Source organism: Pseudomonas sp. AL10, assembly GCF_029960685.1.
In the GTDB taxonomy this organism is placed as follows: Bacteria; Pseudomonadota; Gammaproteobacteria; order Pseudomonadales; family Pseudomonadaceae; genus Aquipseudomonas; species Aquipseudomonas lactis.
The window spans coordinates 105,915-130,842 of record NZ_JASBQZ010000014.1; the positions used below are offsets into that span (position 1 = coordinate 105,915).

The 24,928-nt window shown below is 60.0% G+C and carries 21 protein-coding genes; 12 read left to right on the plus strand and 9 right to left on the minus strand.

Annotation, left to right across the window (positions count from 1 at the left end; genetic code table 11):
- The first annotated feature begins 200 nt into the window (after positions 1 to 200).
- Positions 201 to 1,736 carry an aldehyde dehydrogenase family protein gene (locus tag QK296_RS15635; RefSeq protein WP_150689076.1) on the plus strand — a complete coding sequence of 512 codons (1,536 nt, stop codon included), beginning with the start codon at positions 201 to 203 and terminating at the stop codon, positions 1,734 to 1,736.
- Between the two features lie 6 nt (positions 1,737 to 1,742).
- Here QK296_RS15635 and QK296_RS15640 read toward each other — a convergent pair whose 3' ends face one another.
- The 4 genes from QK296_RS15640 to QK296_RS15655 form a co-directional block, all read right to left on the minus strand.
- Positions 1,743 to 2,756 carry an AraC family transcriptional regulator gene (locus QK296_RS15640; RefSeq protein ID WP_150689075.1) on the minus strand — a complete coding sequence of 338 codons (1,014 nt, stop codon included), beginning with the start codon at positions 2,754 to 2,756 and terminating at the stop codon, positions 1,743 to 1,745.
- A gap of 21 nt (positions 2,757 to 2,777) precedes the next feature.
- Positions 2,778 to 4,214, minus strand: a complete 1,437-nt coding sequence (locus tag QK296_RS15645) for a coniferyl aldehyde dehydrogenase (protein WP_150689074.1) — start codon at positions 4,212 to 4,214, stop codon at positions 2,778 to 2,780.
- Between the two features lie 54 nt (positions 4,215 to 4,268).
- Entirely contained in the window at positions 4,269 to 5,489 is a 1,221-nt protein-coding gene (locus QK296_RS15650) for an amino acid deaminase/aldolase (RefSeq protein ID WP_069787634.1), read from the minus strand.
- 136 nt (positions 5,490 to 5,625) lie between these two features.
- Entirely contained in the window at positions 5,626 to 6,300 is a 675-nt protein-coding gene (locus QK296_RS15655) for a TetR/AcrR family transcriptional regulator (protein ID WP_150689073.1), read from the minus strand.
- Positions 6,301 to 6,462: 162 nt separating this feature from the next.
- Here QK296_RS15655 and QK296_RS15660 point away from each other — a divergent pair, with 162 nt between their 5' ends.
- Genes QK296_RS15660 through QK296_RS15690 form a run of 7 tightly spaced genes read left to right on the plus strand, consistent with a single transcriptional unit; the run spans position 6,463 to position 14,219 of the window.
- Entirely contained in the window at positions 6,463 to 6,888 is a 426-nt protein-coding gene (locus QK296_RS15660; RefSeq protein WP_150689072.1) for a DUF2147 domain-containing protein, read from the plus strand.
- A gap of 27 nt (positions 6,889 to 6,915) precedes the next feature.
- Positions 6,916 to 7,797, plus strand: coding sequence for a TorF family putative porin (locus QK296_RS15665; protein WP_154847277.1), 882 nt, complete (start codon positions 6,916 to 6,918; stop codon positions 7,795 to 7,797).
- A 10-nt stretch (positions 7,798 to 7,807) separates the two neighbouring features.
- Positions 7,808 to 9,436 (plus strand): FGGY-family carbohydrate kinase, encoded by a 1,629-nt coding sequence (locus tag QK296_RS15670; protein WP_150689070.1) that lies wholly within the window; start codon positions 7,808 to 7,810, stop codon positions 9,434 to 9,436.
- Complete coding sequence (locus tag QK296_RS15675; protein WP_150689069.1) at positions 9,433 to 10,110, plus strand: class II aldolase/adducin family protein; 678 nt, start codon at positions 9,433 to 9,435, stop codon at positions 10,108 to 10,110. The genes QK296_RS15670 and QK296_RS15675 overlap by 4 nt, the downstream gene beginning before the upstream one ends.
- The gene (locus QK296_RS15680) at positions 10,107 to 11,588 is read left to right on the plus strand and encodes an aminotransferase class III-fold pyridoxal phosphate-dependent enzyme (protein WP_150689068.1); all 1,482 of its coding nucleotides are present in this window, start codon (positions 10,107 to 10,109) and stop codon (positions 11,586 to 11,588) included. The genes QK296_RS15675 and QK296_RS15680 overlap by 4 nt, the downstream gene beginning before the upstream one ends.
- Positions 11,589 to 11,598: 10 nt before the next feature.
- A complete protein-coding gene (locus QK296_RS15685; RefSeq protein ID WP_150689067.1) occupies positions 11,599 to 12,219 on the plus strand; it encodes a hypothetical protein in 621 nt (206 codons plus the stop codon).
- A gap of 23 nt (positions 12,220 to 12,242) precedes the next feature.
- Entirely contained in the window at positions 12,243 to 14,219 is a 1,977-nt protein-coding gene (locus QK296_RS15690; protein WP_150689066.1) for an SDR family NAD(P)-dependent oxidoreductase, read from the plus strand.
- A gap of 9 nt (positions 14,220 to 14,228) precedes the next feature.
- On the opposite strand, the gene QK296_RS15695 is transcribed toward QK296_RS15690, so the two are convergent.
- Entirely contained in the window at positions 14,229 to 15,212 is a 984-nt protein-coding gene (locus QK296_RS15695; RefSeq protein WP_224796970.1) for an AraC family transcriptional regulator, read from the minus strand.
- A 285-nt stretch (positions 15,213 to 15,497) separates the two neighbouring features.
- Here QK296_RS15695 and QK296_RS15700 point away from each other — a divergent pair, with 285 nt between their 5' ends.
- The 3 genes from QK296_RS15700 to QK296_RS15710 are packed head-to-tail and all read left to right on the plus strand — an operon-like array spanning position 15,498 to position 17,782.
- Positions 15,498 to 15,899, plus strand: coding sequence for an NAD(P)-binding protein (locus QK296_RS15700; RefSeq protein ID WP_263596993.1), 402 nt, complete (start codon positions 15,498 to 15,500; stop codon positions 15,897 to 15,899).
- Positions 15,871 to 16,923 (plus strand): NAD(P)-binding domain-containing protein, encoded by a 1,053-nt coding sequence (locus tag QK296_RS15705; RefSeq protein ID WP_275671800.1) that lies wholly within the window; start codon positions 15,871 to 15,873, stop codon positions 16,921 to 16,923. The genes QK296_RS15700 and QK296_RS15705 overlap by 29 nt, the downstream gene beginning before the upstream one ends.
- Complete coding sequence (locus QK296_RS15710; protein WP_150689065.1) at positions 16,913 to 17,782, plus strand: SDR family NAD(P)-dependent oxidoreductase; 870 nt, start codon at positions 16,913 to 16,915, stop codon at positions 17,780 to 17,782. Before QK296_RS15705 ends, QK296_RS15710 begins: the two co-directional genes overlap by 11 nt.
- Before the next feature lie 179 nt (positions 17,783 to 17,961).
- Here the strand turns inward: QK296_RS15710 and QK296_RS15715 are convergent, their stop codons facing one another.
- From QK296_RS15715 to QK296_RS15730, 4 genes are read right to left on the minus strand one after another with little or no spacing between them, the layout of a single operon-like run.
- Positions 17,962 to 21,003 carry an efflux RND transporter permease subunit gene (locus QK296_RS15715; protein ID WP_150689064.1) on the minus strand — a complete coding sequence of 1,014 codons (3,042 nt, stop codon included), beginning with the start codon at positions 21,001 to 21,003 and terminating at the stop codon, positions 17,962 to 17,964.
- Positions 21,000 to 22,118 (minus strand): efflux RND transporter periplasmic adaptor subunit, encoded by a 1,119-nt coding sequence (locus QK296_RS15720; protein WP_154847850.1) that lies wholly within the window; start codon positions 22,116 to 22,118, stop codon positions 21,000 to 21,002. The genes QK296_RS15715 and QK296_RS15720 overlap by 4 nt, the downstream gene beginning before the upstream one ends.
- Positions 22,119 to 22,134: 16 nt before the next feature.
- Positions 22,135 to 22,947 (minus strand): MipA/OmpV family protein, encoded by an 813-nt coding sequence (locus QK296_RS15725; protein ID WP_150689062.1) that lies wholly within the window; start codon positions 22,945 to 22,947, stop codon positions 22,135 to 22,137.
- Entirely contained in the window at positions 22,944 to 24,425 is a 1,482-nt protein-coding gene (locus tag QK296_RS15730; protein WP_150689061.1) for an efflux transporter outer membrane subunit, read from the minus strand. The genes QK296_RS15725 and QK296_RS15730 overlap by 4 nt, the downstream gene beginning before the upstream one ends.
- 97 nt (positions 24,426 to 24,522) lie before the next feature.
- On the opposite strand from QK296_RS15730, the gene QK296_RS15735 reads away from it, so the two are divergent.
- Positions 24,523 to 24,928 (plus strand): response regulator (locus tag QK296_RS15735; protein WP_282391069.1); only part of this gene is annotated, 406 nt, incomplete at its 3' end.

Genomic DNA, 24,928 nt, shown 5'->3' on the forward strand with positions numbered 1-24,928 from the left:
GTTAAACAGGCTGGTCATGATCTGAATACCCATCGGTATTAATCAAACGGTTTAATCGCGATAGCGATTGTCTTCAGCTGAGGTTCAGTTGGGCGCTGGCAAATAGCCGTATTTGACCGGTTTTCGTCCGTCTCAACCCTGCTTCAAAGGCCTGCGGCCAGTTACCTTGGAGATTGGCCGATGATCCCGAGGAACGTTGAATGAACACTCCCGATGAATTCAAACCCTGCCCGCGCGACAACGTGCTGCCGTGTGAGGCTGAGGTTGCCCGGATGGCATTCACAAACGCCCGCACGGCTTTGCGCGCTCACTCTCTGCTGTCCACCAAGGAGCGCCTGGCCGAACTGTCCAAGCTTAAACAAACGATTCTGGCCCATCGCTCAATGATCATCGCGCGGGTCATGGAGGAGGTGGGCAAGTGTCGAACGGATGCACTGGTTGCGGAGATTCTCGGCACCATTGATTGGCTCAACTGGCTGGAGAAAAATGCCGAGCGGCTGCTGAAGCCTGAAAAGGTCAAAACGCCGATTACGTTGTTGGGCAAGCAGTCGTTGCTGCTGCATGAGCCCCTGGGCGTCGTCCTGATCATATGCCCCTGGAATTACCCCTTCCACAACGCAATCACCGGCATCGCGGCCGCGATCGTTACGGGCAATGCCGTGGTGTATAAACCCTCCGAACACGCTCCCTGCAAGGGATTGATCGAACAGGTCCTGGCGTGTTCATCGGTACTCCAGAGCCTGGTCCGGGTGGTGTACGGCGCCGGCAGCCTGGGTTCGGCGTTGATCGAGCAGCAGCCGGCGAAGATCTTTTTTACCGGCAGTGGCCCCACCGGCAGCAAGATCATGGCTCAGGCCAGTCGTGAATTGATTCCGGTGGAGCTGGAGCTGGGTGGCAAAGATCCGATGATCGTGTTTGCCGATGCACCCATGGCGCGCTCGGTGGCTGGCGCGCTGTGGGGCGGCTTCACCAACGCCGGGCAATCCTGCAGCGGTGTGGAGCGCCTGTTGGTAGAGCACAGCGTGCAGGATCGTTTCGTCGATAGCCTGGTCAAGGAGGCGCAAAAGCTCGTCGTGCGCGTTGGCGATAAAGGCGACGCCGACGTCGGGCGCATGACCGTCGGCTTTCAGCGTGACAAGGTCATTGAGCATGTGCAAGACGCCCTGAGTCTTGGCGCGCGCCTGAGATTCGGTGCCGTACCCAGCGCGAACTCCCTGACTGTGCAGCCGATCATTCTGGACCGTGTCACGCCGGCGATGCGGGTGTGGAACGAGGAAACCTTCGGTCCGGTATTGCCGGTCATGGCCTTCACCAGCGAAGCGCACGCCATTGAGCTGGCCAATGACACTGACTATGGCCTATGTGCCAGTGTGTTTACCGCCGACACGCAGCGCGCGTTGCGGGTGGCCGGCGCACTGGAGGTCGGCGGAGTGTCGATCAACAACGTCAACATGAGCGAAGGCAACCCAGGCTTGCCATTTGGCGGCGCGAAGAAAAGTGGCTTCGGCAAACTGCGTGGGCCGGAAGGGCTGCTTGGGTTCACCCGTAGCAAGGCCGTACTGATTGACAAGGCCGGGAGCAAGATCGAGGCCAATTGGTACCCCTACACATCACGCAAATTCAAGTTGTTCGAACGCTTCATTCAGGCGCTGTATGGGCCGCGTCGTTTACGCCTGCTGGCGATCGCATGGCATGGCTTGCGGTTGGAAGCGTTCAGTCAAAAGCCACGAAAGTGACGGCAGTCAAGCGCGCGTTTGTCGCGGGCCGTGCCCGGTCCAGCGCTTGAACGCCTTGCGGAAGTTCTGCGCGTCGCTGAAGCCCACTTCAAAAGCCACCTCATCCAGCGTCATGCGTACATTGCCCAATAAAGAAAGGGCACGCTTCTTGCGCAGATCATCCAGAATGGCTTGATAGGACATCTCGTTCTGCGCCAGACGCCGGCGCAAGGTGCGTTCGCTCATGCACAACTGAGAAGCGACCGCTGACAAACTGAGGGGTGTGCGCAGATCGCGACGCAGAATGCGCTCGACGGATTCGACGAACTCAATTTCGCCGCCCCGGCCGTCACTCATTTCCAACAACTCCATGACTTGTCGATTACTCAACGCGTTGTGGGTGCCGATGGGGGTATTGGCCCAGTGCTTGGCGCAGACAAACAGATTGTCCTTGCGGTCAAAGTGCACCGGGCATCTGAACAGGTTTTCATAATGGGCGGCGTAGGCGGGCCGTGGGTAACTCAGTTCGATCGACGACGGGCTGAACGCCGGGCCTGCCAGGGTACGCGCAACGTTCAAGAACACGCCGAAGGCTTCCTCCACCAGAAAGATCAGGATCTCGGGCTCATGAAACGGGCAGGTGACCTGGAGCGTAATATGCCCTGGGGATTCGAGGTTCTCGAAGCTCAATAGCGCGCCGGTCTGTTTCTGCATGTCGATGCCCAGGGCTATCGCGCTACCGAGGGTAGCGCTGGTCAACATGGCATAACCCACCAGGCCCATGGAGGCGATGGACTCGGTCGTGCTCATGTCCAGGCCCAGTCCTCTGTCGCGCCCCTTGGTCATGTCCAGAGCGCGCTTGATCATCAGGCAGGCCTGACGAATCGAGACGCGACTTTGCGGGTTGGCCAGGTCAGCGATGTTGAAGCCTAAACCCAGGCACAGTCGATTCGGGTCCAGGCCCAGTTGCACAATTAGATCCGCCAGACTGCGCAGCAGATTGACCGGTAAATCGGCGGTGTGCCGTGTAGCACCGAGCATGGTCGGCTCCCTGTGATGCGGTTATTTGCCCAGCATCAGGCGGGTCACCAGGCGGGTAAACCGCCCATACGGCGCCGCGACTTTGTCGGACATATTGAAGGGACTGAGTTTGAACACGCCACGGGCATGGGACAGGCGCACAAACCCTTCGTAGCCATGGTAGGCCCCCGTGCCACTTTCACCGACGCCGCCGAAGGGCAGGTCGTCCTGGGTGGCATGCAGCATGGTGCCATTGATCGTTACACCGCCTGAGCGGGTTTGCTGCACCACCTGCTCAATACAGCTCCGATCATTGGAGAAGCAATACAGCGCCAACGGTTTAGGCCGCGCATTGATAAACGCCAGCGCCTCATCAAGCGTGTCGTAGGCGACAACCGGCAACAGTGGGCCAAAAATTTCCTCGCGCATGATATCGGTGCTCAATGGCACGTCGGTCAGCAGGGTCGGTGGGACTTTGCGCTCGGTGGTCTGATCGAATTCAATGTTCTGCCACACCTTGGCGCCGGCAACGATCGCCTGATCCACGAGGTTCAGCAGACGCTCATAATGACGCCGCGAAATAATCGAGGTGTAGTCTTTATTGCCATCAATGCTGGGGTACAGCTGCTTGGCTGCCGCCAGCCATTCAGTGGCAAAGCGCTCGACCAAAGGCCGCGGCACCAGCACATAATCGGGTGCGACGCAGGTTTGGCCGGCGTTGAACAGCTTGCCGATGGCGATCATCCGCGCCGCTTTCTTCAGTGGAAAATCCGCAGCGAGCACCACCGGTGACTTGCCTCCCAACTCCAAGGTCACCGGGGTCAGGTTGCGCGCTGCGGCCGCCATCACCAGACGCCCGACCTGGGTAGAACCGGTAAATAGCAAGTGATCGAACGGCAATTCGCTGAAGCGGCTGGCCAATTGCGCGTCGCCGATGACCACGGTGACCTGGTCGGCGGGAAACGTCTTGGCCAGCAAGTATTGCAGCAACGCGGCGGTGCGCGGGGTCAGCTCCGACGGTTTGATCATCACCCGATTGCCTGCTGCCAGCGCTTCCACCAGCGGCGCCAGGGTCAGCGTCAACGGGTAGTTCCAGGGCGCCAGAATGCCCACCACGCCCAACGGTTGATAGATCACCTTGGCCGATGCGGGCTTGAAGGCGATGCCCACCTTGCGTTTGCTGGGGCGCATCCAGCCTTTGAGATGCGCGCGGATATGCTTGATGCCGTTGACGATAGGCATCAGCTCACTGAGTTGGGTCTCGGCGAACGAGCGGTTGCCGAAATCCGCGCATACTGCTTCCAGCAGTGAGTCATGATGATCGGTGACCAGGCGCAACACCGCGTTCAAGGCGGCGATGCGCTGCGCGTAGGTCGGGGCGCCCTGGGCATGCACGGCGGCTTGTTGGGCCGTGAACAGTTCATTGAGTAACGGCACAGGCTCAAGCGAATTGGGCATGCTGCTGACAGGCTGATTCATGACGGTAATCCTTGGGCAAGATGCCAGAGAGGGGATGTGAGCGTGCGCGAGTCGTCAGAAGAAATTTTTGCCCTCGCCGCGGTAAGTCGGCACGCGATCCACCACGCGCCCATTGCTGATCACCAGCAGTTCATCGAAACGCTCACACAGCTCGCCCGCCTTGGCGTGACGAAACAGCACCGGGTCGCCGAGGTTCAATGCTTGGCTCAGGGTGTGTTGCAGTGGGGTCTGGACTTCGCCGGCGGCCTCGTTGTCGATCAAGCGACAGCCGCTGGGTAGCCAGGGCTGGGGCAATCGGTCCTTGCCCGCGGGCCCAGAGGCGATGTAACCACCGCCTGAGCACACCATCACGCCGGGGGCCTGGGTGCGTGTCACGGGCAAGGCAAACCCGGCGGCAGGCTTCAGTTCAAAGGCTTGGTAGTGGTCAAACAAGGTCGGTGCGTACAGGCCGGAGCCGGCTGCCAACTCGGTGACCGAAGGATCCTGGCGGGTGCTTTCAAAACTGCCCGTGCCGCCGCCGTTTACAAACTGCAGGGTGTGGCCGGCTTTGCGCAACGCTTGCACAACCTGCTCCCGGCGTTTATTAACTTCGGCTATGGAGCGGCTTTTGAGAAACCGGATGATTCTATTCTTGACGGCTTGGCCTGGCACCGCATCCATCAGTCCGGCAATTTGCCCTTCATAACCCATCAGCCCTTTCAGCATGACGCCTTGGTTCGAGGCGATATCGGCGGCCAGTCCGAGTGCACTTGCCACGTCGTTGATCGGGGAGCGGTGTACGCCAAAGTACAGCCCAGGAAAATCAGACGACATATCCAGATCGATCGCCAACGGCATGACCACACCCTCGGTCATGGCTATCTCGTTGATCGCCAGCACCTGGGTCCGGTTGTCGACCATCAGCGTGATCGAGCGTCCTCGCCGCAATTGGCAGGCGACTTTGACCAGGCTGCGCTCATCGACCGTCGGGTAAGCCACCACGATATCGTCGAAACCCAGGCCAGCCAGCCAGGCGGCCTCTGCAGCGCTGTAGCACAGCAGGCCCTGCATGAACGACCCGGTTGCCATGATTGTGCGAATCATCTCCACCGAGCGTATGGATTTTGTCACTAGCCGCACGGGCAGGTGCCCGGCCCGTTTGCCCAGGCACTGAAGGTTGATCGTCAGTGCATCCAGGTCAATCAATGCTGCGGGTAACTGCACCCCGGCCAGTACCTGATGGTAATAGGCATAATCGCGAACAGGTGGCAGTGGGGCGGTTTCGACACGGCGCATGAAGGACCCAATGAGTTCAGCGGTAGGTAAGGAGGCGTGTGGTCTCGCTGTTAAGAGGGTAAAGCGCCCGCGGGTGTCGATGAAGGTGCGATCCGGCCGGGCAACAGGTTCTCACCGGCCATGCTCGCATTCCACTTCACACTCTCGTGACAGGGGCCAACCGATCCAGATGGCTGACAATCATCGACGCGACCATAGCGCAGACGCTCTTGGGGTCCATGGATTCGTCAAACAGCAGTTCGATCGTCGCGTGGATCATCTCCACCGCCACACGGGCAGCGGTGGCCAGTTCTTGAGGATCCGCCTGGGGAAACACGGCCGCGAGGATTTCGGCCTGTGCGCCGGAGACTTTTCGGTGTGAGTCAATCCTTACATGCTCCAGCGCCGGTACCGCGCGCAGCCCTTTGAGGATCCACATGCCGCCCAGTGTCGCCTCCGTGACCCGATAGGTCTCCAGGATCAGATCGGCGAGCGCTGACTCCAACGCCTCTGGCGGCCCGGACAACAGCTGCGGAGTGATCCAGTTATCGATCAGCCCGTTCTGTTTTTCCAGCAGGCGCTCCCCCAATACCGTCAGCAGCGCGTACTTGTTCGGAAAGTAGCGGTACAGCGCTGGCGGGGTCAGCCCGGCACATTCGCAGACCAGGTTGGTGGACAGACGTTCTATTCCCACATCACACAGGGTTTGCGCGGTCGCGACGAGAATCCGCTCGTAGGTCTCAGTGCTGCGCTGCTGTGCAGGCGGTTTCTTGTGTTCCTGTGTTTTCCCGGCGTTAGCGGCGCGGGCGCTGGCGGTGTTGGGCTTGGTCATAGGTACCTAGCAAAAAAAGGTTGAAGAATCAGCTTATCAAAATGAAAAAAAATGTTGCTGAGGTTGTTAATGGTAGTTATAACTATCGTGTAGCGATGACTATCATAACCGATGCGTCGTTAGTGTGACGGTCTCTTAAAACAAAAAATACAGGTGACGACTATGAACGCGCGGCAATGGCTGTTCCTTTCACTGGCACTGGTGTGCTGTTCCAGCGGTTATGCGGCGGCGGGCCCACAAGAGGCCAAGGGCCTGTGGCTCACGTCGGAAAAGGATGCGGTGGTCAAGGTAGACGAATGCGCCGACAAGCCCGGCGCGCTGTGTGGAAAGGTCGTCTGGGTCAAGGACGTGGCCTCCACCACCAGCGATTGCGGCGTACAGATCATGCAACTGGATCGTTTCGACCAGGAAGCGTGGCGCGATGGCTGGGTGTTTGATCCCCGCGATCATAAAAAATACAAAGGCGTCGTTCGGGTCAAAGAGGGGTACCTCAATGTCCGGGCTTTTGTCGGTACCGAGATCCTCGGTAAGACAGAGCAATTCGAGCGCATTGCCTCACTGCCTCCTACTCCGGTTTGCACTTTGTAAATCCGACCTTTCTTGTGGGAGAGCCTCATGCGTGCAACTACACACCATTATCTGATGGCTGCTTTGCTGTGGCCTGTCGTCAGCCCCTCCTTGGCGTTCGCCGACGAGATGGCCAGCTATGCAATCGATGTCACGGCCAAGGCCGTCTCCGATGTCAGGACCCGGGGCGTGTCGGATTCGTTGAATCGGCCGGGTGCCAGAGTCACCATTCAAGTCGCCCATGAATCAGGGTTGGTGGCACTGGCCGAATTCACCACCGTCAACAAAAAGCAGTTTCTTGAAGGGGATGGCCTTGGCGTCCTGCTCGCGGGCGGTTATCGCTTCGGCGATCCGGAGGCTTGGCATTACGGCGTGGGTTTGGCGGCCGAGATGTTCCCCGGTGCGCAGTTCAAGGCACCCAACAAATTTGACTTCGACACCTTCACGCCCACCGATGAGCGTACGACCAACTACAACAGCCAGTTCGCCGTGTTGGAAATCGGTTACGGCGCGCTTGAAGGTCGAGTCGCGCGGGTATTGTCCAAAACTTACCGTGGTGCCAACACCGGCGGTGTGTGCGGTGCCCAGTTGCAGTTCCGCGACGATCCCACCAAGGGCTTGGAATGCTACGCCAAGGGCGACCGCAACTCCCGTGGCAGCATGCTCTATGACCTGGACTACAAATACGCGCTTGGCATCAACACCACGCTGAAGCTGCATGCGGGTTATCAGCAAATCGTTAATTTTTCCGAAGCCAACGCGGCTGACTACGGCATTGGCCTGGTCCATCACTTGTGGGGCTTCGACTGGGGGCTCGACTGGGTGACCGCAAAGACACGGGCGCGTGAGTTGTATATGGCCGAGGACAATGGGCATGTACGCGCCACGGATGAAAACCGTTGGGTGGCCTCGATTTCGCGTACTTTCTGAGTAGACCTTTATGACTTCGCTTTTCTTATCCCGGACGCCTCAGGCGGCCACCGGTCTGGAGCAACTCGTCCTCGCGGTGGACCTCGGCACCTCCGGTTGCAAGTGCGCGCTGGTTTCACTGGAAGGCGATATTCGCGCATGGGCGTTTCACAGCGTGCCGCTGCATGTGAGCGGGTTGAGTGTCGAGCAGGAGCCGCAGGACTGGTGGGATGCCTTCCTGCGCGGCGCCAACGAACTGTTGAGCGCTGACCCGGTCAGGCGCCGCCAGGTGATCGCCGTGTGTTGTTCGACACAGAGCGAAGGCACAGTGTGCGTGGATCGGCATGGCGTGGCCATTGGACGTGCGATGTTGTGGTTGGATAAGCGCGGGGCCGGCGCCGTAAAAAAACGTATGGGAGGAGGGCGGTTCAGCCTGGCCGGGTACGGGCCGCTCAAGCTCTGGCGTTCACTGCGCCTGACCGGTGGCGTGGCCTCGTTATCCGGCATGGATTCGGCCGGGCACATGGCCTACATCCTCGATCACGAGCCGCAGCGCTACGAGCGCACGCACAAGTTTCTCAATGTGCTCGACTACATGAACCTGCGCCTGTCGGGTCGCTATTGCGCCACCAGCGACTCGATGCTGACAGCCTGGATCACCGACAACCGCGATCCCCACCGCATCCGCTACGACGACGGCCTGGTCAAGGCGCTGGGAATCGAGGCTGGCAAACTGCCTGAGCTGGTCCGCTCCACGGATGTTATCGGCACGTTACGCCCGGAGCTTGTCGAAATGCTCGGACTGGCGCGCACCACACAAGTGGTAGCGGGCGCCGTCGACACCTCGGCGGTGGCCGTTGGTGCCACTGTCAGTGACTTTGCCCCGCACCTCTATCTGGGCACCTCGTCGTGGGTGGGGGCTCACGTCCCATTCAAGAAAACCAGCGTGCGTCACCACATTGCGGCGGTACCCAGTGCTGTCAACGGCCGCTACCTGGCGATGGCCATGCAGTCGGCGGCAGGCGCTAACCTTTCATTCCTGCGCGACAAGGTGCTGTACCACCCGGATGAGCTGCTCAGTGATGAACAGCAGCCGGATGTCTATGCCTTGCTCGACCGCATCGCCGCGCGGGTGCCGCCAGGTTCGAGAGGGTTGATCTACACACCCTGGCTGTGTGGCGAGCGCTCGCCGATCAGTGATCCGAGCCTACGCGCCGGTTTGTTCAACCTGAAACTGGAGCACTCACGGGAAGACATCATTCGCGCCTTCATGGAAGGGGTCGCGCTCAATACGCGCTGGATGTTCGAACCGTTCGCGCGCTTTCTCGGCCAGCCCAGCGACGTGATCGTCGCCACCGGTGGCGGCGCCCAGTCCGAGGTGTGGTGCCAGATCATGGCCGACGTCTGCGGGCGCGTTATCCAGCAGCCGCAGAACGCGATCCAGACCAACGCCCGCGGGGCCGCGTTCATTGCAGCGGTGGCGCTGGGCAAGCTGCAGTTTCACGACCTGTCGAGCCTCAAACGCCCGCATCGTCTGTTTGAGCCGTCCCGCGCGACCCGTGCGCTGTACGACGATCAATTCGCAACGTTCCAGGAGGTACGCAAGCGCCTCGCGCCGCTTTATCGACGCCTGAACCCCACACAGGAGACCGCCCCATGAGTCATGTCCAACAACAAATTGTCGAGCTATCACAGCATCTATGTCACCGCGGCTTTTTTGCGGCCACGGGTGGCAATCTCGCGTTGCGCATCGATGCGCAGCACATCGCTGTCACACCGTCGGCCACCGACTATTTCACCATGCGCCCGGAGGACGTCTGCGTGCTGCGCCTCAAGGATTTGGCACAGCTCTCCGGTGACCGCGCGCCGACGGTCGAAAGCGGTTTGCATGCAAAAATCCTGCGTGCTCGTCCGGACGTGCAGTGCAGCATCCACACCCACCAGCCCGTAGCCAGTGCCTGCACCTTGCTCGGTGAACCGCTGGATGTACCGGACCCTGCGCTGTGGGATTCCCTGGGCAAACATATTCCCCTGGTGGGGTATGCGCCTTCCGGGTCCAGTTGGTTGGCCGGCAAGTTCGGCAGGGCCATTCGCTGGGATTACAACGCCTACCTGATGCGTAATCACGGTGTGTTGTGTTGTGGCCCGGATGTCGAAACGACCCTGTCGCGCCTCGAGGATCTTGAGACGTTTTGTCGTGACTACTTGCTGCGCCAAATCACCGAACAGTCCCGTCACACGTCGCAGTCACCTGCCGCTGTAGCGCGCCTGGTCGATGCCCTGGTGCCTTCCAGCGCTGTCGATGCTCACCCTTCTTCCGAGACCCCATCATGAACAAGCCTCTTGATCCCATCACATTGCCTGCTGCGGCAGACTCAGCGGTTTCGCAATGGCCCGATGTCGACTCGTTGTATCTACGTTTCGATGCACTGGTCAAACAACCGATTCGCCCATTGAAGCGCGAGGCGCTAAGCAAGGTGATGGGCTACTTCGACGAGCGTTGCCAGGGGTCGAGGCGGCTGGCTGAGGAGGCGAAAAAATTTATACCGGGCGGCGTACAGCACAACCTGGCGTTCAACCACCCATTTCCTCTCGCCATCGCCCAGGCCAAAGGCGCGCACCTGACCGATGTGGACGGCAACCGCTATATCGATTTTCTGCAGGCCGGTGGACCGACCCTGTTGGGATCCAGCCATCCGGCCATTCGTGAGCAAGTCAATCGGGTACTCGATGAGTGCGGTCCGGTCACCGGCTTGCTCCATGAATATGAGGTGAAGTTGGCGCAGTTGGTCTGCGAAGTGATGCCTGGCGTCGATATGGTGCGCCTGCTGGGCTCTGGCACCGAGGCCGTCATGGCGGCGGTGCGTCTGGCGCGTGCTTACACTCGCAAGAAATGGGTAATAAAGATCGGCGGTGCCTATCACGGCTGGAGTGACCAGTTGGTGTATGGCATGCGCTTGCCGGGCACCGGCCGTATGGAGGCCGTCGGTATTCCACGTGGTGCCACGGCGCACACTCAGGAGAGCCCGCCGAATAACCTGGATGCGTTGCGCCGACGCTTGCAGATCAATCGCCTGCGCGGTGGCACGGCGGCGATCATGGTGGAGCCCTTTGGTCCGGAGAGCGGCACGCGCCCGGTGCACCCAGACTTCAACCGCCAGCTGCGCAAGCTGTGCGACGAGTTCGACACGTTGCTGATTTTCGACGAAGTGGTCACCGGTTTTCGTGCGGGATTGGGCGGCGCGCAAGGTTATTTCAACGTGATGCCGGACATCACCGTACTGGGTAAATGCCTGACCGGTGGCTACCCGATGGCAGGTGCAATTGGTGGCCGCAGGGATGTCATGCAACTGCTCGCCGGCGGCATCGGCACCTCTGCACGGCGCGCCTTTGTCGGCGGCACGCTGTCGGCCAACCCATTGTCCTGCGTGGCGGGATACTACGCCTTGATCGAGGCGCGCAAACTGAATGCGCCCGCCCTGGCGGGCCGTGCTGGCGACCGCATGCGCCAGGGGCTCGACGAGATCATCAACCGCCGTGGCCTGCCCTACGTGGCTTACAACATGGGTTCAATCGTGCATTTGCAAACGTCGGGCGTGCTGTTGCTGGACACCAGCAACCCGCTAAAGCTGCTACGAGCACGCAATGAAGCCAAGTCGCGCAAGCACATGATGGAAGAAATGGGCGCTGCTTACACGGCGCATGGGTTGATCACGCTGGCCGGCAGTCGGATCTATACCAGCCTGGCCGATACCGATGACGTCATCGACGACGCGCTCGAGCGATTCGACGCCGTTTTTCAACTGGTGTGAGGTGAGCGTGATGCAGGATGTACTGCGGCAACAATGGCTGGAACTGCGGGAAAGGTTGGTCGGCTTGGTAAAGGCAGGGAGCAGCTTTTCCTTGCGTATACCGGGCAAGGAACGCATGTGGTGGGGGCAGTTGGATGACACGGCACCCACCTGTATCGACTGGCCGGTGCATGTCATGGGTGACAGCCAGACCCATCATGCAATTTATCGCGCGCGTGCCGATGTGGGGGCCGTTCTGCTGGGCGGCGGTGACTTCGCCTGGAGCCTGGGGGACTTTGGCGGTGTCATGCCGATTCTATTTGATGAGCAGGCGCGGCATATTGGGCATATGGGTGTACCGGCGGCTTCAGTCCACGAGATTGCCGCGGCGCTGCAGCGCGGCGGCAACGCAGTGATGATCAACGGCGTGCCCGCTACCCTGGGCACCACTGGCACCCGTATGGCGCTTAACGCGCAGCTGTTTGAAAAGTGCGCCAAGGCCTTCACCCTGGCCAACGCGTCCGGCGCCAAGATGACGCTGCTGCCCTGGTGGGTAGTGTGGGTTGCCAACGGCCGACTGATTAAAGATGAACAACGTGCCACGCAATGTTTCGCCCGAGGCGAGATTCCGCCCGAAAACCGTGGTTACTGAAAGCCTTCAAGAGGTGTAACGCCATGCACATGTCGTCCGCTGTTTCCCGTAAACACCTGAGTGCCGCCTTGGCGCTGGGCTCGATTGCTGTGCTGATGGTAGGGCTGCAACCCTTGCTGCTGGGGGAGTTGTTGGCGCAAAACCGGATTTCGCTTGAGGGCGTCGGGTTGGTCGCTATGGGCGAAATTCTCTCGCTAGGGTTGGGCGTTGTCCTGGGCGATTTACTGCGCTCCGTGTTTAGCCTGCGCCTGCTTACGGTCGTCGCCATCCTGGCGGCATCGGGTATGGACCTGGTCACGGCCAACACCACCGGGGATGGCGCACTGGCATTGACGCGTGGTTTGGCCGGGTTGGCCGAGGGTTTGCTGTTATGGGGTACCGTAAATCTGATCGTCCAGGGAGCTGCGCCTGATCGTGTGGCGGGTGTGTTCATGGTGGTGCAGACACTTGGTCAGGCGGCGGTAGCCGCAGTGTTGGCATATTGGGTGCTGCCGATTCAGAGCACATCGTCTTACGGTTTCGTGTTTCTGGGAGCGCTGACGGCCGCTTCGTTGCTCTTAGTCCGCTGGCAACCCATTCAATTGGCGAATCAACACGCAGAGCACACGGAAAATACCAAGTTCGGTTGGGGCCTTAACCACCTGCTTTTGCTGGGGCTGGCCTTTATGCAGCTCAGCGCCATTGGTGGGCTCTGGGCTTACCTGGAGCCATTGAGCAAATACGTGGGAATGGATGCGCAAAGCGCACAGTTGCTTATCTCTGGGACGTTGCTGATGCAAGTGCTGGGCGGGTGCCTGGGAATTGTTCTAGTGCGTCGAGTCTCGGACTATTCAATGTTGGCGGTCGCCGCTTTGCTGTTGGGTGGCATCGCGCTGGGGATGTATTTTTCGGCTGATATGGGCGTCAAGGTATTCCTGGTGTTGTGCGGCGCGTTTGGCTTGATCTGGTTGATGTTGACGCCGTTCCAGGTGCGTATCGCGTTGCAACTGGATCGCTCGGGGCGGATAGCGGCGCTAGTTCCAGGCATGCAACTACTGGGGGGCGCCTTCGGCCCTTTGATGTCGTCGCAGTGGGTAGTGGGGGAGAACGCCGAGTACGTGTTGCTGGTCAGTGCCGCGTTCTCGCTGATTGCACTGACCCTGGTGGGTTTGCTGCGCCGATGCCCCGCGAGTAAGCCCGTCAGCTTTGCGCGCAAAGTGGTACTGGTGGTGGGAGCATCCTCCGGCATGGGGCGCGGGCTGGCGGTGCGTCTGGCGCAGGAAGGCGCCTGGGTAGTGGCCACGGCCCGGCGCAAGGAGCTGTTGAATGACCTTCAACTGGAAATCGCGCTTCAGGGGGGGAAATGCCTGGTCTCGGCAGTCGATGCCCTGGATGAGCATGCGGCGGCCGGTCTCGTGGATGAAATTGTCGAGCTATACGGTCGTCTGGATGTGGTCGTGCTCAATGCCGGCGGCGCTCCCGCGTTGGATATGCGTGAGATGAGTGCGGCCGACGTAACTGCGTATATGCGCTCGAACTACGATGTAGTGGTCAATTATCTGTTCCCCGCCCTGGAGCAGATGAGTCGCCAGGGGCATGGTTTTGTCGTGCACACCAATTCCCTGGCGGGTTTCCTGGGTGTGACGTTGCAGGGGCCATATAGCGCCGCGAAGGGCGCGCTGCGCCTGTTGATCGATACCTGTCGCATTGAGTTTGGTAACCGAGGTATTCGCTTTCTATCGCTCTACCCAGGTTTTGTCGCCACCGCGCAAACCGCAAACGATGGCATGCCAGCACCGCTGGAAATTTCCGAAGCAGCAGCCGTCGATCATATGCTCTACGCGATGCGCAGCCAGCGCTGGGACTACTTATTTCCCTGGCCGATGAGGTGGCTGATCCGTTTGGCCAGAGTTCTGCCCAAACCGATCACACTCTGGGTATTGCGTCGAGAGTTGCCGGTGTTGGCCAATGACAGCAGCGCGCCTTCACCCGTGATCGCTTTCAAGAACACCTCGGTATGAAGTCTGACATCAGGCGGTGCGCTGCGTATTTGGCAACGCACCCGTCCAGCGCTTGAAGGCGCGCCGGAACCCGCGAGCATCGCTGAAGCCAAGGGTGTGGGCGATGTCAGCTATCGACATAACTGTGTTTTGCAGTAAGTCGCAGGCCCGCTCGTGCCTGATCCGATCCAGCAGACCGCTGTACGTCACGCCCAGGTCTGTCAGGCGACGACGCAGGGTACGTTCACTCATGTTGAGCTTCTTTGAAAAGCTCTGCAGGGCTTCAGGGTCGTCGAGGTTTAGGCGAATATGACTGGAGAGGGTTTCAACCAGATCATTGCGCGAGTCACATCGGTTCAACATCTGATCCAATTTGGCCCGCAACGGGCCACACGCCATGTCGTCATAGTCCGGCAGGCGCGCGTTCAACCAATGAGGTTCGCAGATCAAGCGATTTTTCCCGGCCATGAATTTTACCGGGCAACGAAATTCGCGCCGATAGGCTTGGGCGTAATCCGGGCGGGCGTACGCCAACTCTACCCTGAGGGGATTGAAGGCTGGCCCGATAAGCCGCCTTACCACGGATACGGCACTTGAAAAGGCTTCTTCGATCAAGAAGGGCTCAATTTCAAGATCAAACACTTTGGGGGTGACCTCAATGATGAACTCGTTGGGGTGAACGCTGGCACGGTGCACCAGTAACGCACCGGTATCACCTTGATGTTCAAGGCCATAGGTAATGGCCTCGCCCAGGGTTCTACAGGTCAGCATGGCCAGGCCTGCTAGTCCCCAGGAGACGGGCGTCTGACGCATGCCGGTAGCGAGCCCCAACGCTGGGTCATTGATCGCGCGCTGCGTTCGAATAATCAGCATCCGGGTCTGCCGATAAGACAAGCGCATGTCCAGGTCAAGCAGCTCGGCATAACCGAAGCCTAGCCCGCGGCAAATGCGCTGCGTCGACAGCCCGCTTTCCATCAACAGGCTGAACAAGGCCCGCGCGACGTTGGGAACCACCACGGTTTCATTCTGCTGGGGATGCTGCGTCTAGTGCTGGGCAGCGGCTGCGGGCTCTAACATAGATCACACGCTCTCCATCGGAATGAGTCTGTAGACGATAGCTTTGAGCCGGTAATCTAACACCTCCCTTTCTGCTATTGCGGGCATGACGGGCTGGTTTCCTGAGTGCGCAGCCTATCTGTCCTCCATGCTCCCCTAAATGGCCGAGAAAGGCTCATCGAACGCACCGGCTTCGCTTTAGATTTCGGTTTAACACTGAACTGAATATCCAAGGAAAGCGTTATGGAATCAGAACAAGACGCAGCGATTATCGACCGAGGAAATGCCGCCTGCATTATTGGCGCCGGGCCGGGTGGGCTGAGTGCCGCACGCGCACTCAAAGCCAAGAAAATCGTCTATGACCAATTTGAGCGGCATTCGGATGTAGGAGGGATTTGGGACATCACCAATGTCGGCACACCGATGTACGACTCGGCGCATTTTATCTCCTCCAGGGATCTATCGGGCTTCGTCGGGCTTCCAATGCCCAAGGACCTTCCGGAATACCCCTCCCACCGTCAAATTGCTCACTACCTCAGGAGCTTCGCTGCTGCCTTCGGGCTGCGTGAGTCTGTTCAGTTCAGTACAACGGTGACCCGGATCGACAAGGAACCCGATGGACACTGGTCCGTCAGCCATCAGTGATGGTTCCGCGCGCCGATACCGTTGGATAGTGTTGGCCACCGGGACAAACTGGAAGCCCAACCTGCCATCGTTGCGTGGTGAGTTTAACGGGGAAGTTCGCCACTCCAATTCGTTTCAATCCGGCTCGGAATTTCACGGTAAGAACGTGTTAGTGGTGGGGGCGGGCAACTCCGGCGCAGATATTTCCTGCGAAGCCGCCATCCACGCAAAAGCCGCCTTTATCAGCATGAGGCGCGGTTACTATTTCATTCCTAAGCACGTGTTTGGTGTGCCTGCCGATGTGTTTGGTGAAAGTGGGCCGTACCTGCCACTGTGGTTGGCCAGGCCCGTCTTCAAGTTTTTTTTGAAGCTGCTTGTGGGCGACCTGACCCGCTGGGGCCTGCCAAAGCCTGATCATCGCTTGTTCGAGACGCACCCGATCGTGAACTCGCAACTGCTGCATCATCTTCAGCACGGCAATATTGCGGTGCGCAAAAACATCGACCGGCTGGACGGCGATTTCGTCATTTTTGAAGATGGTGCCCGCGAAAAAATCGACTTGATCCTCTGTGCCACGGGGTTCAAATGGGGCGCGGAATGTGCTGCGCAGTTTTTCGAATGGAAGAACGGCAGGCCTTTACTTTACCTGTCGATGTTCAGCCGCACTCACCGTAACCTTTGCGCCATCGGCTACCTCGATCAGAACTCCAGTGCTTTCAAGCTTTTTGATACCCAGGCGCTCACCCTGGCTGCGTATTTTCGGGCGCAGTTGGATGGGCTCGACACAGCGAGCCAATTCGATCAGTTGATTCAGCGCGACGATCCGGACCTCAGTGGGGGGATTCAGTTTGTTCAATCGGATCGGCATGCGGTTTATCTGGATGCTCGGTCCTTTACAGCCTACCTGGAGATATTGCGCACGCGCATGCATTGGCCACGATTGACTGAGGACGTATATGCGGCCATCAAACTCGATCAGCCTTTCCCAACGATCGCAGCGCCTGTCATTCATGACGTGCTGGGGGAGAGTCTGCATGGCAAGTAATACGTCGTTTACGGGCTGGGTAGCGCTGATCACGGGGGGCGCCGGTGGGCTGGGGCGCGCTATCGCGGCGGCGCTGATCGCCCGAGGCGTCAAATGCCTGCTGGTCGATATTGATGCGGTGCGCCTGGCCCAGGCGGCTACCGCACTCGGCCCCCTGGCATTGACCTACCAGACAGACCTTACCGATCGTGAAGCGCTTGGGGCACTGGTGAGCTATGTGAGTAGTGAGATCGGTCGCCTTGATCTACTGGTCAATAACGCCGGGATACTAAGCAACATTCCTTTTGAGGTCAGGTCTGTCGTGTCGATTGCGTGTGAAGTTCAGCTCAATATGATGGTTCCTTTGGAACTGGGTCAGGCGTTTCTACCCTTGTTGCAGCAAGCCAGTGACGGACGGGTTATTTCAATTGTTTCCTTGGGCGGGTTATTTCCCATGCCGGAAACATGCATTTATTCAGCGACAAAATTTGGTCTGCGTGGCGCCATGTTATGCTTGGGGTTGGATGGCAAACGCTTGGGCATAAAATTCACCATTGTGAATCCATCGGCGACGGAAACGCCGATGTTGATGCGCGAGGCCATTGAAGATGGCAACAAGATGCAGTTTATGGACCCGCCTCAAATGCCCGAAGACGTGGCTAAAACAGTCATCAAAGCGCTGGAAAAACCTCGGCTTGAACTGTTCGTTCGTCCCAGTGAATCCTGGACTGCGCGTTTAGTCATGCTTGTGCCGGGAGTTTTACCGTACGTATTGCCTTTGTTTCGACGCAAGAGCGAAAAGGGACACCGCAACTACGTTGTGTCGCTCGAGCAGCGAGGGTTGATAAGCAAAGAAGGTGAAGGTTGGCGTCTGAAATGATCTGAGGAGCATGAACAGAGTAGGCAAGGACAAAGCAGTCGATGAGTTCTTCAGGGTTTATGAGTGAGCATTTGAATAGGCCAGCAAGTCGACTGCATTTTGTCGGATCGACTCATGCAGTCGACTTGCTGGTCGTGACCTGCGTATGACTGTTACGCACTCGCACTGCCCGAGTTACCTCAGCGCAAAGCCCTCTGGTTTTTATTGAACAACACCACGTAGAGCACAGGGATCAGCCCCAAGGTCACCAACGTGCCCAGCGCCAGGCCACCCATCAGCGTGATCGCCATGCCTTCCCACAGTGGCCCGGCAAAAAGAATCAGCGGGATCAATCCGATAATGCAGGTTAACTTGGTCATGACAATGGGGCGCAGGCGTTTCACGGCGGCATTCACCACGGCCTCGTAAACCGGCAGGCCAACGTGCAGTTCCGCCTCGATACGTTCCAGCAGCAACACCGCGTTGTTGACGATAATCCCTGCCAGGGACAACAGGCCGAACGTGGCCATGAAGCCGAACGGGTAGCCGGTGATCAGCAGCGCGACCGCAACGCCGATTAATACGAAGGGGATTGCGGAGACGACGATCAGCAACTTGCGCAACGAATTGAATTGCCAGACGAACAACAGCAGCATCGCGATCAGCGCGTGGGGCAGGTATTGCAACAGCGCCTGGTTGGCGTCTGCCGAGTCTTCGATTTCGCCCCCCAGCTCAACGCGGTAGCCCGGCGGTAAGGCCAGTGCGGCCACCTGTGGGGCCAGCTGTTCGACGATGGAGGTCGCCGTCAATGAAGGGTTGTGCCCGAACACGGTGATGCAGCGCTCCTGATTGCGGCGCACCAGTGTGGAGGGTTCGCTGGACGCGACGATGTTCGCGATGGCCGTCAGCGGCAGCGGGGTCGAGCCGTCGGCCGGGTAGACCAGAATGCCGCGCAGATCGGGCGAGTCATGGTTGGCCGTGGCGGGTTCGCGCACCACCAGAGGGACGCGTGTTTCGTTGTCCTGCAACGACGAGATCTGGATGCCGCCGAAGTGTAGTTGCAACGCCTGGGCAATCGCTTGGGTGTCTACACCGGCACGGCGCGCACTGTGCTGATCGACCTCGACGGTATAACGCGCCAGTCGCGTGCTCCAGTCATTGTGCACATCCAGTGTGCCAGGCACGTTACGTAAGGCCTGCTCGATCTGGCCGGCCAGGGTGCGTAATACGTTCTCGTCCGGACCCAGCACGCGATAGATGACGACACCGGCCTCGGTGGTGCCCAGGGAAAACCGTTTCGGCTCGGCGCGCAGTTCAGGGTGTTCTTTGAGCAGGTAGCGACGCATATTGGCGATGACCGCGTCGATATCCGTACCAGCGTTGACGCTGACCGTGAAGTACGCGGTTTCCGGTGCCGGCAAGGGCGGGTTGAGGCCCAGCACGATGCGCGGCCCGCCATCACCCACGTAGCCGATGCTGTCGACCACCTGCGGTTCCCTGCTCAGCCACAGGCTGATCTCACGCACCTTTTGCAAGGTTTTGCGCGAGCCGCTGCCGGGCTCCAGGGTGATGGGCACCTGAAACTGCAAGCGGTCCGACTGAGGCAGGAAGTCATAGGGCACGCGCATCAGTTCGAACACGGCGGCGCCCAGCAACACCAGCATGGCAATCAGAAACAGCGCCTTGTGCTGCAGCACACGGCAGATGACGGCCCGATAGCCACGGTAAAAACCGCTGTCGTAGTTACCCTCCGACGCCGCGTGACGCGCAGCCTTGGCGAAATACAGGCACAACAATGGCGTAACCGTGATGCTCAATAACCACGAGCCGAGCAGGGTGAGCGCCAGCACGATGGCCAATGAGCGCAGGTATTCATTGGTGCTGGTCTGGCCCAGAAAGAACGGCGAGAACGCCAGCACAATCACCAGTGATGAGGTCAACAACGGAATCGCCAGGGTGCGTCCTGCCTCTTCGCAGGCCTGGCGCCGTTCTTCACCGGCCTGCAACTGGCGTTCAATGTCCTCGGCGATCACAATACCGTTGTCCACCAGCAAGCCGAGCGCGAGGATGATCGCGGCGATCGATACAGTTTGCAGCTCCACCCCCAGCATGCGCATGGCGATCAACGTACCCAGAATGGTCAGCGGCACGATGGCGCCTACCACCAGCCCGGTGCGCCAGCCCAGAAACAGCATCACCACGGCCATGACGATGACGACTGTCTCGATCATCACATGCTTCATCTTGGCCATTTGCTGATCGACCACATCGGCTTGGAACGTCACCACATGCGCGGCAAAGCCCAGTGGGAGTTGCTTTTCCAACTGCGCCAAACGAGCGCGCAGGGCTGCGCCGAACTGATGAATGTTCTGCCCGGCCGCCATGGACACAGCCAGCACCACGGCGTCCTGGCCCTGGTACACCGCGGCGGTCTGTGGCGGGTCGGTAGCCATCACCGAAACCTGCGCTATGGCGCCTAGCGCAATGGTTTGCGCGGCGCCGGTGGTAATCGGCAATTCGCGCAGTTGATCCACGCTGAGCAGTTCGCCGGTCACGGTGAGGGTCGTGATCTGCCCGCCGATGTTGGCGATGCCGCCAGGCGCCAACACATTCTGCTGCTGCAATTGCTGGAACAACTGTTGCGGGGACAAACCCATGCCAGCCAGGCGCTGCGGGTTGAAATCGATCGATAGTTGTTGGTCTTGGATACCGTGCAAGGTGACCTGGCCAATGCCGGGTAACCCGCCCAATTGGTCGCGCAGGCGCTTCAACGGTCCACGCATCTCGCTCATGCTGTAGCCGGGCGCGGTGACGGCAATGGAGGCGACAGCGACACGCCCGAAATTGTCATCGACAAATGGGCCCTGTGTTCCCGTTGGAAAGTTCGCGCCTGCCTCGGCGGCTTTATTGCGTACTTGTTGCCACAGCACCCCCAGGTCCTTGATTTCGTCGCGAGCCGTCACCTGGATCACCACGCTGCCGGGGTGGATGGTGGTCACGATGTTTTTGATCTGCGACAGCTCGCGCAGCTTTTCTTCCGTGGGGCGGGCCAGCAGTTCTTCGACGCGTTCGCTGGGCAACCCGGGGAACTGGATACTCACCAGTGCGTCGCGGATGGTCACCGAGGGCTCTTCCTGGGTCGGGAAGTTCAGGAACGTTGCCACGCCTGCAAGCAGGATCAACAGGGCGGTGAATAATGTCAGGCGGCTCGCACCCAATGCGTGACGGGTCAGATTGATCATTCGGTCGCGCTCAAACGGCTGGAGGACTGAAGCAGGTTGACGGGCTGGCCGTCGTTGAGAAACGCGACGCCGGTGACCACGACTTGTTCGCCATCCTTGAGACCTTTATCGATGGCGACGCGGCCCTGGTCGATCAGGCCAATGGTGATATCACGCAGGGCGACTTTGCCCTGGGCCGGGTCATAGACGAACACCTGTACCTGGTTGGCGTCGCCACCCATGCGCAGCGCCTGCGTCGGGATAGACAGCGAGAGCGGGGCAGGGGGTGCCAGCCTCACGTTGAGGTTCACGCCGCTGGGCAGCGCGAGTTCGTTGGCGATCAGGCGAAAGCGCGCACTTTGCAGCAAGCCGTTCTGCGCGCGCATCGACAGACCTTCCAATACCATCGGCAGGATAGAGGCGGGCGCGGCCGGGTCGACGGCAACGGCGTGGTCCCCAGGTTTGAGGGCGGTGGCCTGTTCCACCGGCACTTGCACGATAACTTGCAACGCGCCGACGGCCTCCAGCTCCATCACGACTTGGCCGGGAGACAGCTCGCTGTACAACTGCGCGGGTCTTGCCACGACGCGACCGTTAAACGGCGCAATGAGTTGGCCCTGGCGCTGATCGCGTCGCACCAGGTCCAGCGCCGCTTCATCGGTGGCCTGCTGCGCAACGGCCGCCTGCCACGCCGCTTCGGCTTGCTCCACGGCGCTGGCGGCGACGCTGCCCTGGGTATACAGCTGTTGCTGGCGGACCTTGTTGAGCTTGCGTTCGGCGGTCTGCGCCACGCTGGCGAACAAGCTGGCCTGCGCCTGTTTCAAGCGTAACCTGACGGCCGCCGTGTCCAGACTCGCCAGCACCTGGCCTTGTTTCACTGCATCGCCAACGTCAACGTTCAACGCTACCAGGCGGCCCGCACCTTCGAAGGCCAGCGCGGCACGCTCGCGTTGCCGTACGACACCGCTCAAGATCGCGCCGTCGGCCTCAGCGGCGTGCACGCTGGCGACTTTCACCGATCTAACGGCCGGCTCAGGCGGCGGTTCCTCGCGCGAGCAAGCCGCCACAATCAGGCAGGCAAGGCCGAGCAGCAGGGGACGGGCCCAGGGATAAAACAGCTGAGGAAAACCACGCATGCCTGGGACCTCGATATTAGAAGGTGTAGTTGATTGCGAACATGCCTAGGCCTGCATTATCACGCATGACCAGCGGGCTCTTGCGGGCCTGGTCGGCGTAATGGGTCAGCGTCAGGCTTACCAGCGTCGACCAGTGCGCGTCCAGGGTGTGTTGCCAGTTCAAGGCGGCGGAGTAGGCATAGATCCCGGCGTCGGCGTCATATCGCCCGTAGAGCGAGCGTTGGCTCTGTGCCTGGGTGACGCCGAAGAAGGTTTGGTTGTAGCGGCCATCACCAGCATGGGCGTCGACGTCCAGGGCCAGGGTATCGCTGTCAGAGTGGAACAGGATGCCTTCCAGGCCGAATCGGTAGCGGTTGCCGCGATGCTCGCCGGCCATGCGCAGTTCGGCTTCGCCGCTGACCGACAGCCAGTCGAACAGTTGCTGGCTGAGGGTGAAGTCGGCGACGGTTGCGCCGTTGATATCACCCAGGCCATTCAACTCGCGCCCGCCCGGGCGTGTGGTGTTGTCCTTTTCCTTGCGGCCCAGGTCGTAGTTGATCGCCATGCTGGCGCCGAAACCGCTGTCGGATTGAAATTGCAGGCCCACGCCACGGGTGGTGTCGGCAAACAGGACCCCGTGCTGGAGACTGAACATCGGCAACACGAGTGCGCGGTAACGGTCGGCGCCCATGTAGCGAGGCGTGACGCCCATGCCAAGCCCGAGGGTAGCCGTGGTTTTGTCGGCTGCCGGAGTGGCATCGGCCGCCTGGACGTTGCTCATGAGTGTGCTGCAGGTTAGCAGGGCGGCGCTCCACAGCACGTGGAGGGTAGGGGGAGTGGTCAAGTTCATGGTGAAACCCTTTCTGCGGAGGAAAACAGCGGTGCGCCGGACAGCGCGCGATATAGCGCCAGGCGGTTGAATAGCAACTGGTAGGCCGCCTTGCGTACCTCTATGGCGGATTCGGCCAGGCGAATTGCAGCGGCCAGGTGTTCCGAGCGCGCGGCCGCACCGGCGGTAATCTGTTGGTCGAGGCGCTTGGCCTTCAGTGCCGTAAACGCCTCCAGATCGATTTGCGTGGTGGCGTTGGCCAAGGCTCGTTGGCGTTGGCTCAACAGGTCGGCGATTTCGCGGAAGGCGTCCTGTACGGTCTTTTCGTATTGGGCGACGGCTGATTGGCGGCGAGCTGTGGCCAGGTCCAGGTTGGCCTGGTTGCGGCCACCGTCGAACAGCGGCAGGTTCAGTTGCGGCGTGAACAGCCACGCGCCGCTGCCGGATGAAAACAAGCTGCTCAAGTGCGGGCTGGCGATGCCGGCACCAGTGCTCAAGGTGATCGAGGGAAAGAACGCTGCACGCGCGGCACCGATGTTGGCATTCGCTGCGCGCAGGGCCTCTTCGCATTGGCGCACATCGAACCGCTGCAACAGTCGCTGTGAGGACAGTTCGACCAGCCATGATGGGGTTTCCAGGTCGATGACGGAGATTTGCGCCGTCTCTGTCGAAGGGGCGGCCTGATAACCGGTGACCCACGACAGCGCCTGCAATGCGCGCTCGTGGTCAGCGCTTGCATCCTGCAATTGCTGGGTGGCGCGACGAACCTCGATGTGTTGGGTGTCGACGGTGTCCTGGGCTACCAGGCCTTCCTTTTGGTGGCCGACGAGCATGCTAAGCAGCTGGTTTTGGTTGTCGGAAATGGACTGCGTGTCGGCCTGCACGCCTGCTTGCAAGCGCTCCTGCAAATACAGTCGGGCTACTTCGACGATCAGCGCCTTGCGCGCGGCCAGGGCGCCGTAGCGCGTCGCCAGGTAGTCATGCTGCGCAGCGTCGGCCAGGCTGCGGACCCTGCCGAAAAAATCCAGCTCGAAGTCCGATACCCCCAAGGAGGCCACTGCGATGTCCTGCCCATAACGCTCGTCGGCAGCCTTGTCGTGCAAGTGCTGGCGGTTGCGTTGCAGCCCTAGTGCCGTCGTGGGCCAGCGGTCGGCGCGGGAAATGCCGTACTGGGCACGAGCCTGTTCGACACGCAATAACGCCAGGCGCAGGTCGCGATTGTAGTTCAGGGCCTGATCAACCAACTGGGGTAACTGCGCCGATGAATCCAGCCCGGCCAGCAGCTGTTTTTCTTCCTCGAAAAGCTTTTCTACTTCGTGGGTCATGGTCGAAGGCACGCCGGTAGTGGGTGCGCCTTGCAGGTTGTCTGGCACCGGCAGCGCTGGCGTCTGGTACGCCGGAGCCAGCGAACAGCCGGCCAGCATGCCGACCAGCAGCAAAACCGCGCCGAGGCGTTCAGGCAGTTTGATAGGCTTGGACAGCGGTGCACTTGTCGGCATAGGATCGGTTCGCGAAAGTTTGGCGTAAGGCAATACTGGCAGTGGACTTTCAATAAACCGTTCGTGAATTATCAAGGTTTCATCAAGGGGCTTCTTTGTGTCAGGAAAACGTATCCTTATCGTCGAAGACGACGCCGACAGCGCCAATATTCTGGAGGCCTATCTGCGCCGGGATGGCTTTGAGGTGGCCTTGGCGGAAGACGGCCGACGCGGGTTGGACCTGCACGAAAGTTGGTGCCCGGATCTGATATTGCTCGACGTGATGCTGCCGCGCATGAGTGGCACTGAGGTGCTGTCCGCCGTGCGTCGCAGCAGTGACACGCCGGTGATTATGGTCACGGCCATGGGCGACGAACCGGAAAAGCTCGGCGCTTTGCGTTATGGCGCGGACGACTATGTGGTCAAGCCCTACAGCCCGCGAGAGGTGGTAGCGCGGGCGCATGCGGTGTTGCGGCGTACCGCGGGCAGCCAGCCGGTAGAACAACTGCTGCGCCATGAGAACC